General features: G+C 51.0%; 17 protein-coding genes. 12 read left to right on the top strand and 5 right to left on the bottom strand.

Translation table 11 applies throughout. The features are described 5' to 3' along the window. Positions 1-262 precede the first annotated feature (262 nt). Positions 263-463, top strand: coding sequence for a cold-shock protein (locus DW091_RS14760; RefSeq protein ID WP_058696049.1), 201 nt, complete (start codon positions 263-265; stop codon positions 461-463). A gap of 43 nt (positions 464-506) precedes the next feature. Here the strand turns inward: DW091_RS14760 and DW091_RS14755 are convergent, their stop codons facing one another. Further along, the gene (locus tag DW091_RS14755; RefSeq protein ID WP_118518534.1) at positions 507-722 is read right to left on the bottom strand and encodes a hypothetical protein; all 216 of its coding nucleotides are present in this window, start codon (positions 720-722) and stop codon (positions 507-509) included. Positions 723-1,517: 795 nt separating this feature from the next. Between DW091_RS14755 and DW091_RS14750 the strand changes: the two genes are divergently transcribed. Beyond that, entirely contained in the window at positions 1,518-1,880 is a 363-nt protein-coding gene (locus DW091_RS14750) for a hypothetical protein (RefSeq protein ID WP_058696047.1), read from the top strand. A gap of 78 nt (positions 1,881-1,958) precedes the next feature. Here the strand turns inward: DW091_RS14750 and DW091_RS14745 are convergent, their stop codons facing one another. The 4 genes from DW091_RS14745 to DW091_RS14730 form a co-directional block, all read right to left on the bottom strand. Continuing rightward, positions 1,959-3,470 (bottom strand): FGGY-family carbohydrate kinase, encoded by a 1,512-nt coding sequence (locus DW091_RS14745; protein WP_118518532.1) that lies wholly within the window; start codon positions 3,468-3,470, stop codon positions 1,959-1,961. 38 nt (positions 3,471-3,508) lie between these two features. After that, positions 3,509-4,399, bottom strand: a complete 891-nt coding sequence (locus DW091_RS14740) for a class II fructose-bisphosphate aldolase (RefSeq protein ID WP_058696045.1) — start codon at positions 4,397-4,399, stop codon at positions 3,509-3,511. A 41-nt stretch (positions 4,400-4,440) separates the two neighbouring features. After that, positions 4,441-5,481 carry a 2-hydroxyacid dehydrogenase gene (locus DW091_RS14735; protein ID WP_058696044.1) on the bottom strand — a complete coding sequence of 347 codons (1,041 nt, stop codon included), beginning with the start codon at positions 5,479-5,481 and terminating at the stop codon, positions 4,441-4,443. A 155-nt stretch (positions 5,482-5,636) separates the two neighbouring features. After that, positions 5,637-6,587, bottom strand: a complete 951-nt coding sequence (locus DW091_RS14730) for a sugar-binding domain-containing protein (RefSeq protein WP_058696043.1) — start codon at positions 6,585-6,587, stop codon at positions 5,637-5,639. Between the two features lie 159 nt (positions 6,588-6,746). Here DW091_RS14730 and DW091_RS14725 point away from each other — a divergent pair, with 159 nt between their 5' ends. The 10 genes from DW091_RS14725 to DW091_RS14680 all read left to right on the top strand — a co-directional run bounded on the left by DW091_RS14725 (position 6,747) and on the right by DW091_RS14680 (position 13,634). After that, a complete protein-coding gene (locus DW091_RS14725; protein WP_118518531.1) occupies positions 6,747-7,532 on the top strand; it encodes an HAD family hydrolase in 786 nt (261 codons plus the stop codon). A 98-nt stretch (positions 7,533-7,630) separates the two neighbouring features. Beyond that, entirely contained in the window at positions 7,631-7,858 is a 228-nt protein-coding gene (locus DW091_RS20180; RefSeq protein ID WP_158577911.1) for a hypothetical protein, read from the top strand. A gap of 538 nt (positions 7,859-8,396) precedes the next feature. Then, entirely contained in the window at positions 8,397-9,326 is a 930-nt protein-coding gene (locus tag DW091_RS14715; protein ID WP_118518530.1) for a transglutaminase-like domain-containing protein, read from the top strand. Between the two features lie 11 nt (positions 9,327-9,337). After that, positions 9,338-10,390: a type II secretion system F family protein gene (locus tag DW091_RS14710; RefSeq protein ID WP_118518529.1), complete on the top strand. Its 1,053-nt coding sequence runs from the start codon at positions 9,338-9,340 to the stop codon at positions 10,388-10,390. A gap of 30 nt (positions 10,391-10,420) precedes the next feature. Further along, the gene (locus tag DW091_RS14705; RefSeq protein ID WP_058696038.1) at positions 10,421-10,726 is read left to right on the top strand and encodes a hypothetical protein; all 306 of its coding nucleotides are present in this window, start codon (positions 10,421-10,423) and stop codon (positions 10,724-10,726) included. 14 nt (positions 10,727-10,740) lie between these two features. Further along, positions 10,741-11,256, top strand: a complete 516-nt coding sequence (locus DW091_RS14700; protein WP_118518528.1) for a DUF4860 domain-containing protein — start codon at positions 10,741-10,743, stop codon at positions 11,254-11,256. After that, positions 11,253-11,690: a hypothetical protein gene (locus tag DW091_RS14695; RefSeq protein ID WP_118518527.1), complete on the top strand. Its 438-nt coding sequence runs from the start codon at positions 11,253-11,255 to the stop codon at positions 11,688-11,690. The genes DW091_RS14700 and DW091_RS14695 overlap by 4 nt, the downstream gene beginning before the upstream one ends. Further along, positions 11,690-12,130 (top strand): hypothetical protein, encoded by a 441-nt coding sequence (locus DW091_RS14690; protein WP_118518526.1) that lies wholly within the window; start codon positions 11,690-11,692, stop codon positions 12,128-12,130. The genes DW091_RS14695 and DW091_RS14690 overlap by 1 nt, the downstream gene beginning before the upstream one ends. A 3-nt stretch (positions 12,131-12,133) precedes the next feature. After that, positions 12,134-13,201, top strand: a complete 1,068-nt coding sequence (locus tag DW091_RS14685; protein WP_058696034.1) for a PilT/PilU family type 4a pilus ATPase — start codon at positions 12,134-12,136, stop codon at positions 13,199-13,201. A 70-nt stretch (positions 13,202-13,271) separates the two neighbouring features. Then, positions 13,272-13,634, top strand: coding sequence for a metalloregulator ArsR/SmtB family transcription factor (locus DW091_RS14680; RefSeq protein WP_013378785.1), 363 nt, complete (start codon positions 13,272-13,274; stop codon positions 13,632-13,634). Positions 13,635-13,788: the final 154 nt, after the last annotated feature.

Below are 13,788 nucleotides of genomic sequence, written 5' to 3'. Positions count from 1 at the left end.
TTTTATTTTGTTCAGGCATTTACGATTTAAGATTAGAGCTTTCTTAAGAGATTCAGCCTTTTTATAAAGAGAATTTGACAAAAAGCATCCTGTGGGTTATACTAAGAGTGTATTTAAGAGAGTATCAATTGATTTCACATATTTTTGCAAGTCGTTTTTGTCTACTTAAGTTCAATGTAAGCTTGGTGACAAGAGGGTTTGCAAAAATATGTGTTTTTTTATTCTACGATTGCGAATATAATATTTCAGGAGGTACCAATTAATGAATAATGGTACAGTAAAATGGTTTAACAGTGACAAAGGTTTTGGTTTTATTTCAAGAGAAGAAGGCGATGACGTATTCGTTCATTTTTCTTCAATCATGGGCGGCGGCTTTAAGTCTTTAAATGAAGGCGACAAGGTAAGCTTTGATATCGAACAGGGCGCTCGCGGCCTTCAGGCTTCAAACGTAACTGTTATCTAAATAAAACGCCATAAATAGCTTTAAGCCGGATTTTTAATCCGGCTTATTTTTGTGTTTGCGCGCGTTGTTTTTCCAATATCCAGGCACTGGCCTGTTCTGATTTCAAGTGAATGGTGTAGCCAAGATCTCTGGCCGCGAGGACAATTTCGTCTGGTAGACAACAGTTGGAAAAATAAAGCGTTAACTGTCCTTTGGGATTAAAGGTTTTGTATAAGGTTTGTTCAGTGATGTAATCCTTAATGGCTGCTAACCGTTTCATCTATAGGCCTCCTTGCTTTTTTTATAAATATATCCAAAAGAATTTTTTTTAACTACTATAAGATGTTTTAAAGTTTACGGAAAGGGTATAAATGCTTTTGTCAGCATATACAAATCTCCTATAATTTGTATGGTAACCTCTTTTCATTTAGCTCAGTCTCCCTGCGGGACACCCATAAAGCCACTTTCCGAAGTGGCTTTATGTTTAAATACTTTTGTATTGGATATAAATAGTTCTGAACAACATACCTCAAATTTAATTTACATCTCCCCCAAATTTTACTCTCCCTTTTAAAAGTCTCCGGTCCTGAATCGGAGGCTTTTTTATTTCAGGCATAAAAAAAGACCAGACAGCGCTGGACATCAATCAAATCTAACAGGTTTGTCTCAGATGGCTGCGGTCTACTAAAAAGATAGGGGTAGTACCGTGCTCTGAGAAAAACGTTAGACTTCTAATTACTTTTTTATTATACCACATCAGCGTCCATTATGCAAAAATTCTTAAGACATTCCTAAAAGAAGATAAAAAGAAGGGAGCATGTTTAAACGCCCTGGCCAGGGGTATAAATAGTTTTGAACACACATACCTCTTACTTAGATTAAGCGAAATACCTAATCTCCCCCAATACTTTTCCTTTCAAGCGCCCCCGGTTTTTAAGCCGGGGGTTTTTTGTTTGAAAAAGAGGCGCGGAGAGGACAGGAGGGTAGCTTTTTTATTAGGACAGATATAAAAAATGTGTTAAAATAACAGAAAAGGGGAGCGTTGACAGCGCCCTATAAAAAGGCGGTATACTTCATGAATTATAAGATCATTTATTTTGAGGGCGAGGGCTTTACCTCGCTGGCAGATTTTAAGAAGGCATATATCCTTGACATCGACCGGGTGCCCACCATCATTGCCTATGACAAGGGACAGCGGCTTGAGTTGCGGAATATCCGCAGCGTTACCACCGAGGAGCTGAAGGATTTCGGCACCCTGCTCAAAATCACGACAAACCGCCAGAGTGTTTACGCGGCAGTTGTGATCGTCAGCTTTAAGGGCGGCCTGGCTGTAGCCCACAACGTCAAAACCGCCAACCTGAAGGTCCAGCTCGAAAAGCTGGCCGGTCTGGACGATTCGGTGGAGCACTACGGGTATTATGAGGTCCGGAAGAAGTAGAATCAGCCTGAAGAAAGCAAAGAAAGCCACCATCCTGCCGCATGTGCAGGATGGTGGCTTTCTTTTTAATATGAATTTTTATTGTTCGTTCCAGTAAATATTCATGATCTCAATCAGACGTGACCAGTTCTGGTAGCGCTTTTCATAGAGCTCGAAGTTTTCAGTGTGCGATGTGACAGGCGGGTTGATCTTAACGGCCTGCTCAAAAGCTTCCTCGTAGCTTTTGTACAGACCAGTGCCAACCCCCGCGGTGATGGCGCAGCCCAGGGCACCTACTTCATTGCAGTCTACGGTCTCGATGGGAAGCTCGATAATGTCGGCAAAAATCCTTGCCCATACCTGACTTTTGGCGATGCCGCCAGTCAGACGCACCACATCCGCTTTACAGCCCGAGTCCCGCAGAAACCGTATGTGGTAGCGGTGCATAAAAGCAACGCCCTCGGCCAGAGCGTAGGCCAGCTCGGCATAGGTGGTGTTCTGGTCGATATTGAAAAATTCAGCCTTTGCATTTGGGTGGACACTTGGCTGAGCAACAAAAGGAAGGTACATAACTTTGGATGTCTCAATGGGAACTGATGCGATCAGCTCGTTTAAAACCTCGTAGTAAGAGCCGCCCTGCTTTTCGGCAATGTATTTTGCTTCCCCGCCCATAGCTTTGCAGAACCATTCATAATTTGAGCCGGAGGCACCTGTGAAGGCGCAGTTCAGATATTCCCCTTTTGTGAGGTAAGGCATATTTGCCGAAGCGCCTGGGATGATCCGCGTGGAATGAGTCTCATTGATACACCAGGTCCCCGCGACGGCAGTTACAATACCGTCTGCTGTGGCTCCAGCCCCCACCAGGCAGGCCAGGACATCCATCATACCGGCAACCACTGGCGTGCCTGGATTCAGGCCAGTTTCGTCTGCGGCCTTTTCGGTAACCGTGCCGACAATCTGTGAGGAGGCGGTTGCGAGCTCAGGTAAAAAAGGCTCAATTTCTGGGATACCGTACAGGTTCAGGAGCTCTGTGGAGTAGTCGGTGGTCGTCAAATCCAGCATGGCTGAGCCGCCAAAAATATTGGCGTCGGTTGCGAATACGCCGGTCAGACGATACATCAGATAATCCTTGAATAAGAGAATTCCGCCTATTTTTTCATAGACTTCTGGCTTCTGGTCTTTAAACCATCGCAGGATCGGTCCAGGTTCCCCCGCATAGAGGGTTCCCTTAATAATATCGTTGATCCGGTCAAAGGAGCCTTCGCGCTTGTAGCCTTCGACGATGCTGTTGGCCCGGTAATCCTGGGAAAAAACACCGGGCGCGATGGATTTTCCGTCTCGGTCTAAAATGATCAGCCCGTTGCCAAAAGAGCACATGCCAATGCCGGCAATTCTCGAAGGGTCGACGGCGGCTTTAGCAAGCATGGATTTGATGCTGGCTGAGGTGGACGCCCAGAGCCGGTCGACGTCAAACGTCTCAAAGCCGGGCGTGTGCGATTCCAGACGCATCGTCGGGTTAGACGCGCTGGCAATTTCTTTTCCACATTGGTCAAACAATACGGTTTTAATCGAGGTGCTTCCGCCGTCGATTCCAATTAAATAGCTTTCCATAGTGATTCCCCCCTGTTTTGATAATCAAAAGATCAGTGCTAAGCGCGGTTGTCTGAACCCAATAACACGATTTTTTTGCTTACGGCTTCTTTTAGCGCGTTAAGTGGACGAAGATTGGCGGTTGAAGGCCAGATGGCCATGTTTTCCATTTCGTTGAGCTGCTTTTTCATTTCGCGGTAATAGGCGTCAATGATTTCTGAAAAAACATTGAGCTTGCAGATACCAAGGCGGACGGCTTCCCGTACCTGTTCGTCGGGAGTTCCAGAGCCGCCGTGCATAACCAGAGGAACCGATGAGAGTTTGTTCAGTTGCTCGAGCCGGTCAAAATGCAGCCTTGGCTCGTGGACATAGACACCGTGGGCTGTGCCTACGGCAACCGCCAATGCGTCCACATTAGTCTCTTCGATGAAAGCGCTCATTTCATCTGGATTAGTCAGTGAATCATCTGGATTGTCGTAGGTGCCATCCCTGTTTTTCTTCACGTCTGTTTCTGAACGGCCGACAATCCCATCGCCGACATGGCCCAGCTCAGCCTCGACCGATACGCCGTGGGTATGGGCGTACTCGGTTACTTCCCTTGTGTTTTTAACATTTTCTGCAAAGGGCAGAACAGATCCATCGTACATGACAGAGGTAAACCCGCTGTCAACAGCCTTCTTGATAAAGGCTGTGTCTGTGGCGTGGTCGAGGTGCAGACAGACAGGGACAGAGGCGCGGCTGGCCATTTTACGGGCGCCGTCAAGCCAGTATTCCATTTTGTCGCCCTCAATGTCGACACATAAGGCCATGAGAATAACAGGAGAGCGCAGTGCTTCCGCTGTCTCTAAAATAGCGAGGGTCATGTCATTATTGCTGGTGTCAAAGGCGGCGACGCAGTAGTGGCCATCCCTCGCGGGCTTCAAAATTTCAGATAAGGTTACGAGTGCCATTTTTATTCCTCTTTCTGTGGTATATTTTTTGACAACAAGGCTTACAAAACGTCAGGATTGACCAGGAAGCGGGAGGTCTTATCCTCCGGAAAAGACAGCATCTCACGGGCCAGCATTCCAGGTGACTGGGTAAAGGCGTCACGACTGCCGCCGGCCATGTGAGGGCTCAGGGTCACGTTGTCAAGCGTGACCAGTGGGTAGTCCTTTCCAGGCGGCTCTCTGTCGTATACATCCAGCGCTGCGCCCATGATTTTATGGTCTTTTAGAGCCTGCCACAAAGCCTTTTCGTCGACAAGGCCCGATCGGGAGGTGTTGATGAAGTAAGCGGTGGGCTTCATGAGGCTTAGCATATGCGCGTCGAAAAGTCTCTCCGTTTCCTGTGTAAGACGGCAGTGCAGGGTGACAAAATCAGAGCGCTGCAGAAGTGTCTCCAACGAGACCAATTCGATGCCTTTGGTTTCCGCTGTCGGTTTAAAGTAAGGGTCATAGACCAGCAGCTCCATCTCAAAACCCTTCAGGCGCTGGGCCACCTTTTTTCCGATGGCCCCAAACCCCACAATACCGGCAGTTTTTCCCGAAAGGTCGGGCATTGTCTCCTTGTTGGTATAGTCCCGTACCCAGTTTCCAAGCTTTAAGTTCATATGTGCCTTTGCGATGTTTCTGCACTCAGCGATCATCAGCCCAACCGTGTAATCTGCCACAGAGTTGGCGTTCCGGCCCGGTGTGTTATAAACCGCGATGCCCTTCTGCGTGGCATAGGCGACGTTGACATTGTCATAGCCGCCGCGCAGAACACCGATGGCTTTCAGGTGGGGACAGCGGTCGATCATGTCTCGGGTAACCGTACAGAATTGTGTGATGATAATATCCGCGTCCTCAACGGCTTTTTTAATTGCCTCGGGCGGCTCATAAGCCTCGCTGCCACCTGTCTCTACCGCGAGGTTGATAGCCTGCAGCGTATCATAGCTGTCGCAATGCCATTCAACGGTTTCAATGACGTCGCCTCTTTCAGCAAAGGCAGCAAAGCCCCTTTTGATATCCTCTTCAGATATCCAGACATCTCCAATACCCACGATTTTCATTTTTCTCACCCCTTCATATTAAAGTTATCTCAATCATATCACCGTATATAACATTTGTCAATTACAAATGTTATATACGGTGGTGCAAAAAAAGACTGGAAGGCCAGTCTCATTGCAGAAAATAGTCAAATAAGAAAAAACAGGTAAGTTGCCTGTCAGGAAAGCCTTTCGATGATGCCCTCCGCCAGGGCTTCATCGATGATGATGTCTGTTACAATGCCCAGCTTCAGTGCTCCGGTTACCGCGTCGATTTTTTCAGTTCCATTGACAAGCGCCAAAACGCGTTTAACCTTTGCCAGATTTTCAAAGGGAATACGAATCATGGAGGCAGCACCGATGGTTTCGGTGATCCTGCCCTGGAGGTCAAAGTAATGGGTGCAGATGTCGCCGATGATATTGGCAGAGTCTTCGGCGAGGAGCTCGCTCTCACCCGGGTAATATGAGCGGTGCTTCAAGTTGCCGATAGCGCCGATACCGATCACTGCGAGATCAATTTCCTGCCATTGGTCCAATATTTCGGCGTAGGCCTGGGTCCTGGTAAAAAGCTCATAGTCCTTTGGGGACAGGGGGCCCAAGGGAAGGTTGATAAAATGGGCTGTGCCGCCCGTTTTTTCGGAAAGCATCCGTACCATCTCGTTGATCATAAAGTAGGCGGCGGCCTGATTGCTGGCGCCGACCAGAGGGAAAATATCTGCCCGCTGTAAAAGGCTGCTCTCGCTGCACTGCTCGACAAAGCTGTAGACAGAACGGCCCCAGGAAATACCGATTTTATGCAGCCCTTCGCGGCAGAGGTCGTCAAAATAAAGGGCTGCCCGCTGCGCAAGCATCTTCCGGGCCAGCGCGTCATCGTTAAAATGGCCGGGGACAATGGTGACATTTTGAATTGGGAAAATTTCCTTTATCCTTTGGGCGGCTTTGCTGAGGTTGGTCTCGACATCATTGATCTTAATTTCGACGATGCTGCGTTGGCGGGCCTCGCTCAGCATTTTTGATATGCTCTGTCTTGTCGTACCAAGTTTTTTTGAAATGGCCTGCTGTGTCATGTTTTCTTCGTAGTAGAGCCGGGCGACCTGGACCAGCTTCTGTAAGTACTCGGTATCATTCATTGATGTTTTCTCCCGTTTGACGATTCATTTTAGACCATTCTATCACAGTTTGACAGAGGGGACAATTTTATTTTAAACTGTGCTGCCGCACAGCATTTTTGTTTTAGACTCCAGCCGTGCTATAATAAAGAAAACAATCCAAACGAAAGAGGAAAAGATATGAAAAAAAAGATCCGCGTCGCTTTTTTTGATATTGACGGCACGCTGGCCAGCCATAAGGTGGAGAGCAGCAATTTTCTGGACAGGGTGCCGGTCTCGGCGCGCCGGGCGCTGTCTGCGCTCAGGGAGAACGGCATTCAGCCGGTCATTGTGACGGGCCGCGAGCCCAGTGTGATCCGGAGCTTTGTGGCGGATCTGGAGATGGACACCTATATTGCGGCCAACGGCCTGAGTCTGACCCACGGCGGTGTGGAGGTCTGGCGGCAGCTCCTTGCGCCGGAGGTGGTCGCCGCGCTGCTGCGTGAGCTCAGGGATGTCCGCGATGTGGCGGTCGTGCTTGAGAGCACTGCCGGCAATGTGCTGTGCTGGAACGAAAGCCCCTACGCCGTTGATTTTGACGTGAGCATTGAGGGTGCTCTGGGGCGGGCCTGTGAGTACAGCGTGTACCAGCTTGCCATTATCGGCGACGGGCTGAAGGGCCGTGTCCGGACAATGCAGGAGGGGCTGAAGGCGCGGGTGGTGGCGCCGCGGGTGCTGGATATTCTGCCTGAGGCGGTGTCTAAGGCGTCGGCCATTGAGCGGATGCTCGGCCTGCTGAGGCTTGACCGTTCACAGGCCATTGCCTTTGGCGATGAGGAGAACGATCTGGAGATGTTTGGCGCAGTGGACTACACGGTGGCGATGGGGAACGCCATCGACGCGCTCAAGCAGACCGCCACCTATGTGACCGACAGTGTGGATGAGGACGGTGTCTACAACGCATGCCGCTATTTTGGCCTGATTTAGTGTCAAAAAAAGGTAAAAGCCCTTTCGGGCTTTGGGTAGGAATCTCAAAGATACAGGCGGTTTGAGCAGAGGATTGCCTGTTTTTGAGATGAGCAAAATTGGCAATTAAATACGATGATTCCTGTTTCTTTGGAGAATGGATTCGGATGCTGTTATGGATAGAACATAGAGTTAGGCGTGGGCTGAGGATTGGGGAAATCGTCTGCCCGCAAATCAAACAGAGGAGTACTGTTTCGACTGATGAAAAAAACCATCCGAAAAAGGTAAAAAAACTTTATCAGGATATTTTCTTGCGCGCATCATATTTAATTGAATTAATATTATAATAATTGCATGGGTTTGTCAACGATAAAACTGTAATTGATTACGAATATAAAACCAAAAAGGCATTCTTTTTGACCCCAAAACAGGCTGGACTTTGTTTGATAAATGTTTATCAAGCATAAATAGCGTTAAGAATGTGTTTTCCGCTTGTAAAAATATAAAAAAGAGTGCTAAACAAAGCAAAAAATAAAGGGAATTCCGGTAAAAAATAGAGGGTTTTTATAAATATTAAAGTTATTTTTAAATTTTAAAGATTATCTTTAATTGAATAAACAAGATAATAGAGCTACGCTTATTAAGCGATTTTAGAAAAAAGCGGTGCTTTTTGTTGCCTTTTTTACAAAGCGGGCAGGATGGCCCGAAAATGAATTTTGTAAAATAAGCAAAAAAACGGCATTAAAAACGAATTTTTTCCAGTTTATAAGCAATTTACTTTAAGAGTGTTTATTAATCCGTATAAAATATGCTATAATGAAAGCAAAAAATAACTAAAAATACTTTATATCTGCGCGGTGGCGTGTGCCTGCGGGGCGGAGAGGGATGGTGAGACCCATAAAGACAATTAAATATGTTCTGACTGTTTTTTTATGCCTTCTGATGGGTCTGGTCGGTGTGGGCTGCGGCGGTTCGGAGGCGTCGGAAAGCGGCACCTACACGCTGCCGGAGCTGGTGATCCCGGCCTATTCGGGCGCGGACACCTCGAGCTGTGATGTGGGCGGCTTTGACACCACGGGCGCGGACAGCGGCTATGTGATGGCAAGCTACACGGGCGGTGTGCCGGCCAAGCTTCAGGTGGTTAAGGACAGCGTGAAGTACAATTACGATATACCGGCCACGGGCGAGTACACGATTTTTCCGCTCCAGATGGGAAGCGGTACCTATTCCATACGGCTGTTGGTGAGCGTGGGCGATAACCGCTACACCGCTGTGCTGGAGGAGGATGTAGACGCCGCTGTCTCCAGTGAGTTCGCGCCCTTTGTGGTGCCGAACCAGATCGTAGATTACAACGCGGACAGCGCCTGCGTGGCCTTTGCCAGAGAGCAGGCCGCAGGCGTGAGCTCGGACGCGGACGTGGTCAAGGCTGTTTATGCCTACATCAAAGACCATGTGACCTACGACGTTGCCAAGGCCCAGTCCCCGCCGGCAGGTTATATCCCGTCGGTGGACGATACCTTTTTAACCAACATGGGCATCTGCTTTGACTACGCGTCGCTGGCAGCGGCCATGCTGCGGTCCTGCGGTATCCCCACCAAGGTGGAGACTGGCTACATATCGCCGTCGGGCATCTACCATGCCTGGAATGAGGTCTACGTGAAGGATTCGGGCTGGATCGAGGTGGGCTTTAAGATTGACGCGAATACCTGGACGCTGCTGGACCTGACCTTTGCGGCCGGCTCCTCGAAAGGCGACCTGTCAAATTTTATCGGCGACGGCAATGAGAATACCTATGAAACGCAATATACCTATTAGGGAGGTACAGAATGGGAAGAGTAAATAAGAAGCAGGCCATGAGCTCCGCGGAGCTGTCCGCGCTGTTTACCAGCATGTCGATGGTGCTGGATTCGGGCGTGACCGTGAACGACTGCCTGTCAATGATGGCACAGGACGCGGAGGACAGCCGTTTTAAGCGTGTTCTGGATTCGGTTGAAAAAAATCTGCTGGAGGAGTACTTCCTTTATAAAGCCATGGAAAAAACCGGCGGTTTTCCGGAATACGCGCTGGGCATGATCGAGGTTGGCGAGACCTCGGGCCGTCTGGCAGAGGTGCTGGGCGCTCTGGGCGATTACTACCTGCAGGAGGATGGCATCAAGAAACAGGCCAAAAGCGCGGTCCTGAGCCCGCTTTTACTCATCGCCATGATGGCGGTGGTCGTGCTGTTTCTGGTGTACGCCATTATGCCAGTGTTTAAGGATGTGTTCCGCCAGCTGGGGGTGGACCTGAACGGCGCCTCGGGCAACGCGCTGGCCTTTCAGGCTGGTAATGTCATGATGATCGTGGTGGGCGCTGTGCTTGTTTTGCTGCTGGGCTGTGTGCTGTTCTACGTGTTCAGCCCGGCGGGCAGGCGGCTCTTTAACGGGTTGGCGGAGCGGTTTGTGGCCACGCGGGATATTTTTTACCGGCTGGACGCGGCCCGCTTCATGGGCGCGCTGTCCATCCTCATGACCAGCGGCATCGCCATGGAGCAGGCTCTGGGGCTGGCCAGACAGACGGTGTCGAGCGAGGCCTTCGGCGGGAAGATCGACGCCTGCATCGTCTCGGTCGGCCAGGGCGAGCCCTTTGAGGAAGCGGTGTTAAAAAACGGCCTGCTTAAGGGCGTTTACGCCAAGGTGCTCATGGGCGGCAGCAAGAGCGGTTCTTTGGACCGGGCGGCCGCGCGCATTTCAAGGATTTATTTTGAGGAGGCTCAGGATAAGATTGACGGGCTGATCGCCGTGATCGAACCGGCGCTGGTTTCACTTTTGTCCATTGCCATCGGCGTGATTCTGGTCGCGATTCTGCTGCCGCTCATCGGTATTATGGCAGGTATGGGCTGACGGGCAGCTTTATGAAAAGAGGGAATTTTAATGGAAACGAAAAAGAATAAGATACATTTTCTGCCCTCGGTCATCATCTTTGCGGTCATTGTGCTTTTGGTGTGGCTGCTGTTCAGCCGGGCGTCTGCCAGCATGGATACGGACGGCGGCCAGACGCTGGAAACGGCCCTTGAGAACTCAGCGGTGCTGTGCTATTCCCTGGAGGGCTTTTATCCGCCGAGCTTAGATTACCTGAAGGATAACTACGGCGTGGTGGTGGATCAGGATCACTACATTGTCCACTACGATGTCTTTGCGTCCAACATAATGCCGGACATCCGTGTGGTGCCCAAATAGGAAAGGAGCGGGAAATGTTTCATAATAGACAAAACGAGAGCATGCTGTCATCCTTTGTCCTGCCGATTTCACTGGTCTGTCTGTTTGCCCTGTCGGCCCTGATCCTCACCTTTCTGGGCTCGGAGAGTTACAAACACATCAAGGTCAACTACGACGACACCGCGGAAGCCACTGTTGCGGTCTCCTACCTGAGCACCAAGGTGCGCCAGAACAACCGGGAGAATGCCATCACAGTGGTCCACAGAGGGGACGGCGACCGCCTGGAAATACTGGAGCACATCGGAGAAAAGGCCTACCGGACGGTTATCTACTGCCAGGACGGCGTCCTGTATGAGAGCACCTTTTTGGACGGGCAGCCAGACGGCCTGGCAGCCAACGCCATGCGCGTCGCAGATCTGGACGCCCTGCGTGTGCGCGCGGAGGGAAGCGGACTCCTGAAATTTGAGGTGACGGGTAAGGACGGCGCGGTACACGCCTTTTCGCAGAGTGTTGTGGGAGTGGGCAGCCTGGAAGCGGGTGATGCACAGTGAAACAGCGCTTCAGATCATCGGGCTTTTTTGTGGAGCTTATCATCACCATTGTCTTTTTTGCCATTGCCTGCTGCATCATCGTGCAGCTCTTTGCAAAGGCCGGGCTCATGAGCAGCGAGGCTTTAGACAAACGCGGCGCGGCGGCCCAGTGCCAGACCCTGTGCGAGACTATCAAGGGGACCGGCAGCCTGGACAGCGCCCTAAAGGAGGGCTGCTATGAAAAATCTGGCGGTAGTGTCCGCGTTTTCTACGACAGGGACTGGAAAATGACAACAAGGGATGCCGCGGTGTTCAGTGTTACTGTGACCACGGAGGCTGTGGCCCAGACCGCGGGGAGCCTTGAGAAAATGCGTTTTGAAGCCCTCAAAGGCGCTGCGCCGCTCTACACCATGTCCGGCGCTCAGTATTTTAAAGAACCAGCGGAGGTGCAGTGATGCGTAAAAACAGGCAGGGCATGAGCGTGGGCGTCGTGTCACTCATTATGATTTTTGTGGTCTTTCTGCTGGTGAGCCTGGCGGTCCTGAGCCTGACCACCGCGTCGGCCAACGCGCGCATGGCGGACAAATCCCTGTCCATGCAGAGCGCCTACTACGAGGCTGACGCCAACGCCCAGGAAACGCTGGCGCAGATCGACGGCGTGCTGAGGGCCAGCGGCCCAGACCCGGGCGCTCTCGAAGCCCTGAACCGGGGCGTCACCTACGATCCGGAGAGCGCCACGATCCGGTTTGACACAAGGATCAGCGACACCGCTACCCTGAAAAGCGAGCTGCGCGTCGAGGGGGACAGTGTGTCCGTAATTCAGTGGCAGACTGTGCCGGACGGCGAGTGGCAGACAGACAGCGATACTAAGAATTTATGGAAGGGAGGCGTTTAGTCAATGGAATTACTGGATTATCTGGAGGAGTCAGTGGCCCGGAAGGCTTCGGATATTTTCATCATCACCAATTTTCCCTGCTCCTACCGCATTGACGGTAAGATCGTCCGGGGAGGGGGCGAGGTGTTCACCCCTCAGGAGACCGAGCGCCTGATCCGTGAAATCTACGACCTGACCGGCGGCCGCTCCATTGAGAAATTTGAGGAAAACGGCGACGATGACTTCTCCTTTGCCCTGAAGGGGATCGGCCGTTTCAGAGCCAATGTGTACCGCCAGCGCGGCACGCTGGCAGCGGTGATCCGGGTGGTATCCTTTGGGCTGCCAGACCCGGCGGCGCTGTCGATTCCGCAGACGGTGCTGGATCTCAGCCAGAAGAAAAACGGGCTGGTGCTGGTGACTGGCCCCGCGGGCAGCGGGAAATCCACAACGCTGGCCTGTATCATCGACAAGATCAACCGTGAGAAGAGCGGGCACATCGTGACCATGGAGGACCCGATTGAGTATATCCACCGCCACAACCAGTGCATTGTGACCCAGCGTGAAATCCCCCACGATTCCCAGAGCTACGTGACCGCGCTGAAGGCTGTGCTGCGGCAGTCGCCGGACGTTATTCTCCTGGGTGAGCTCAGAGACCTTGAGACCATCGAGATCGCCATGACAGCGGCCGAGACCGGGCAGCTGGTCTTTTCGACCCTGCACACCACCGGCACCGCCAACACCATCGACCGGATCATTGACGTGTTTTCCGCCAACCAGCAGCACCAGATACGCACGCAGCTTTCCATGATTCTGCAGGCCGTGGTGTCCCAGCAGCTGGTGCCCACCGTGGACGGCAGCCTGACGCCAGCCTTTGAGATCATGCTGGTCACGCCGGCCATCCGCAACATGATCCGGGACGGCAAGGTGCACCAGATCGACTCGGCCATTTTCTCGGGCGCCAAGGAGGGCATGTGCACCATGGACGCCAGCCTTCTCGAGCTGTACCGCCAGGGCCGCATTACCGAGCAGACAGCCCTCATGTACAGCCAGAACCACGAGACGCTGGCCCAGAAGCTTAAGGCGGCTAAATAAAAAACTTTACTTTTCAAGCTGCCTTCGGTACAATATATATGAATGATCATTCATATGAAAGGAAGAATCCATGATTGATAAAAATGGCATTGAGCGCTGTGATTTTGCCCACGCGCATGAAGATATTGTGAGAACCGTCATGGACCGGATGCCCGACGAGGAGACCCTTTACGACCTTGCAGAGCTGTTTAAGGTTTTTGGGGACTCCACACGGGTCAAGATTCTCTGTGTTCTCTTTGAGGCTGAGATGTGCGTCTGCGACATCGCCGAGCTTTTAAGCATGAGCCAGTCCGCCATCTCCCATCAACTCCGGGTACTCAAGCAGTCCAAGCTGGTTAAAAACCGGCGGGAGGGAAAAACGATTTTCTATTCACTGGCTGACGAGCACGTCCGCGCGATTTTTAACCAGGGAATGGAGCATATAATGGAATAAGGGTACGGTCTGGAACGGACCGTACCGCTTTTTTAATGGAAAATGGAGCGTTATTCGCTGCGCAGCATGTGTGCTGGGGGAGATTTTATTCCAGCAAAATATTTTTTGTGAATGTCAAGAAAAATTGTCCAAAAAGTTAAAAATTTAAGACAAA

Origin of the sequence: Eubacterium sp. AM05-23 (assembly GCF_003477535.1) — a bacterium.
GTDB lineage: Bacteria > Bacillota > Clostridia > Eubacteriales > Eubacteriaceae > Eubacterium > Eubacterium maltosivorans.
Note: the sequence above shows the minus strand (reverse complement) of the source record. Positions and strands in the feature narration are given on the sequence as shown.

What these genes read in the sequence shown, in the direction of transcription:
- DW091_RS14700 (WP_118518528.1), top strand. Translation starts at nt 10,741, where the DNA reads ATGTTTCATAATAGACAAAACGAGAGCATGCTGTCATCCTTTGTCCTG.
- DW091_RS14750 (WP_058696047.1), top strand. Translation starts at nt 1,518, where the DNA reads ATGAATTATAAGATCATTTATTTTGAGGGCGAGGGCTTTACCTCGCTG.
- DW091_RS14710 (WP_118518529.1), top strand. Translation starts at nt 9,338, where the DNA reads ATGGGAAGAGTAAATAAGAAGCAGGCCATGAGCTCCGCGGAGCTGTCC.
- DW091_RS14740 (WP_058696045.1), bottom strand. Translation starts at nt 4,399, where the DNA reads ATGGCACTCGTAACCTTATCTGAAATTTTGAAGCCCGCGAGGGATGGC.
- DW091_RS14685 (WP_058696034.1), top strand. Translation starts at nt 12,134, where the DNA reads ATGGAATTACTGGATTATCTGGAGGAGTCAGTGGCCCGGAAGGCTTCG.
- DW091_RS14760 (WP_058696049.1), top strand. Translation starts at nt 263, where the DNA reads ATGAATAATGGTACAGTAAAATGGTTTAACAGTGACAAAGGTTTTGGT.
- DW091_RS14680 (WP_013378785.1), top strand. Translation starts at nt 13,272, where the DNA reads ATGATTGATAAAAATGGCATTGAGCGCTGTGATTTTGCCCACGCGCAT.
- DW091_RS14745 (WP_118518532.1), bottom strand. Translation starts at nt 3,470, where the DNA reads ATGGAAAGCTATTTAATTGGAATCGACGGCGGAAGCACCTCGATTAAA.
- DW091_RS14705 (WP_058696038.1), top strand. Translation starts at nt 10,421, where the DNA reads ATGGAAACGAAAAAGAATAAGATACATTTTCTGCCCTCGGTCATCATC.
- DW091_RS14735 (WP_058696044.1), bottom strand. Translation starts at nt 5,481, where the DNA reads ATGAAAATCGTGGGTATTGGAGATGTCTGGATATCTGAAGAGGATATC.
- DW091_RS14755 (WP_118518534.1), bottom strand. Translation starts at nt 722, where the DNA reads ATGAAACGGTTAGCAGCCATTAAGGATTACATCACTGAACAAACCTTA.
- DW091_RS14730 (WP_058696043.1), bottom strand. Translation starts at nt 6,587, where the DNA reads ATGAATGATACCGAGTACTTACAGAAGCTGGTCCAGGTCGCCCGGCTC.
- DW091_RS14690 (WP_118518526.1), top strand. Translation starts at nt 11,690, where the DNA reads ATGCGTAAAAACAGGCAGGGCATGAGCGTGGGCGTCGTGTCACTCATT.
- DW091_RS14715 (WP_118518530.1), top strand. Translation starts at nt 8,397, where the DNA reads ATGGTGAGACCCATAAAGACAATTAAATATGTTCTGACTGTTTTTTTA.
- DW091_RS14725 (WP_118518531.1), top strand. Translation starts at nt 6,747, where the DNA reads ATGAAAAAAAAGATCCGCGTCGCTTTTTTTGATATTGACGGCACGCTG.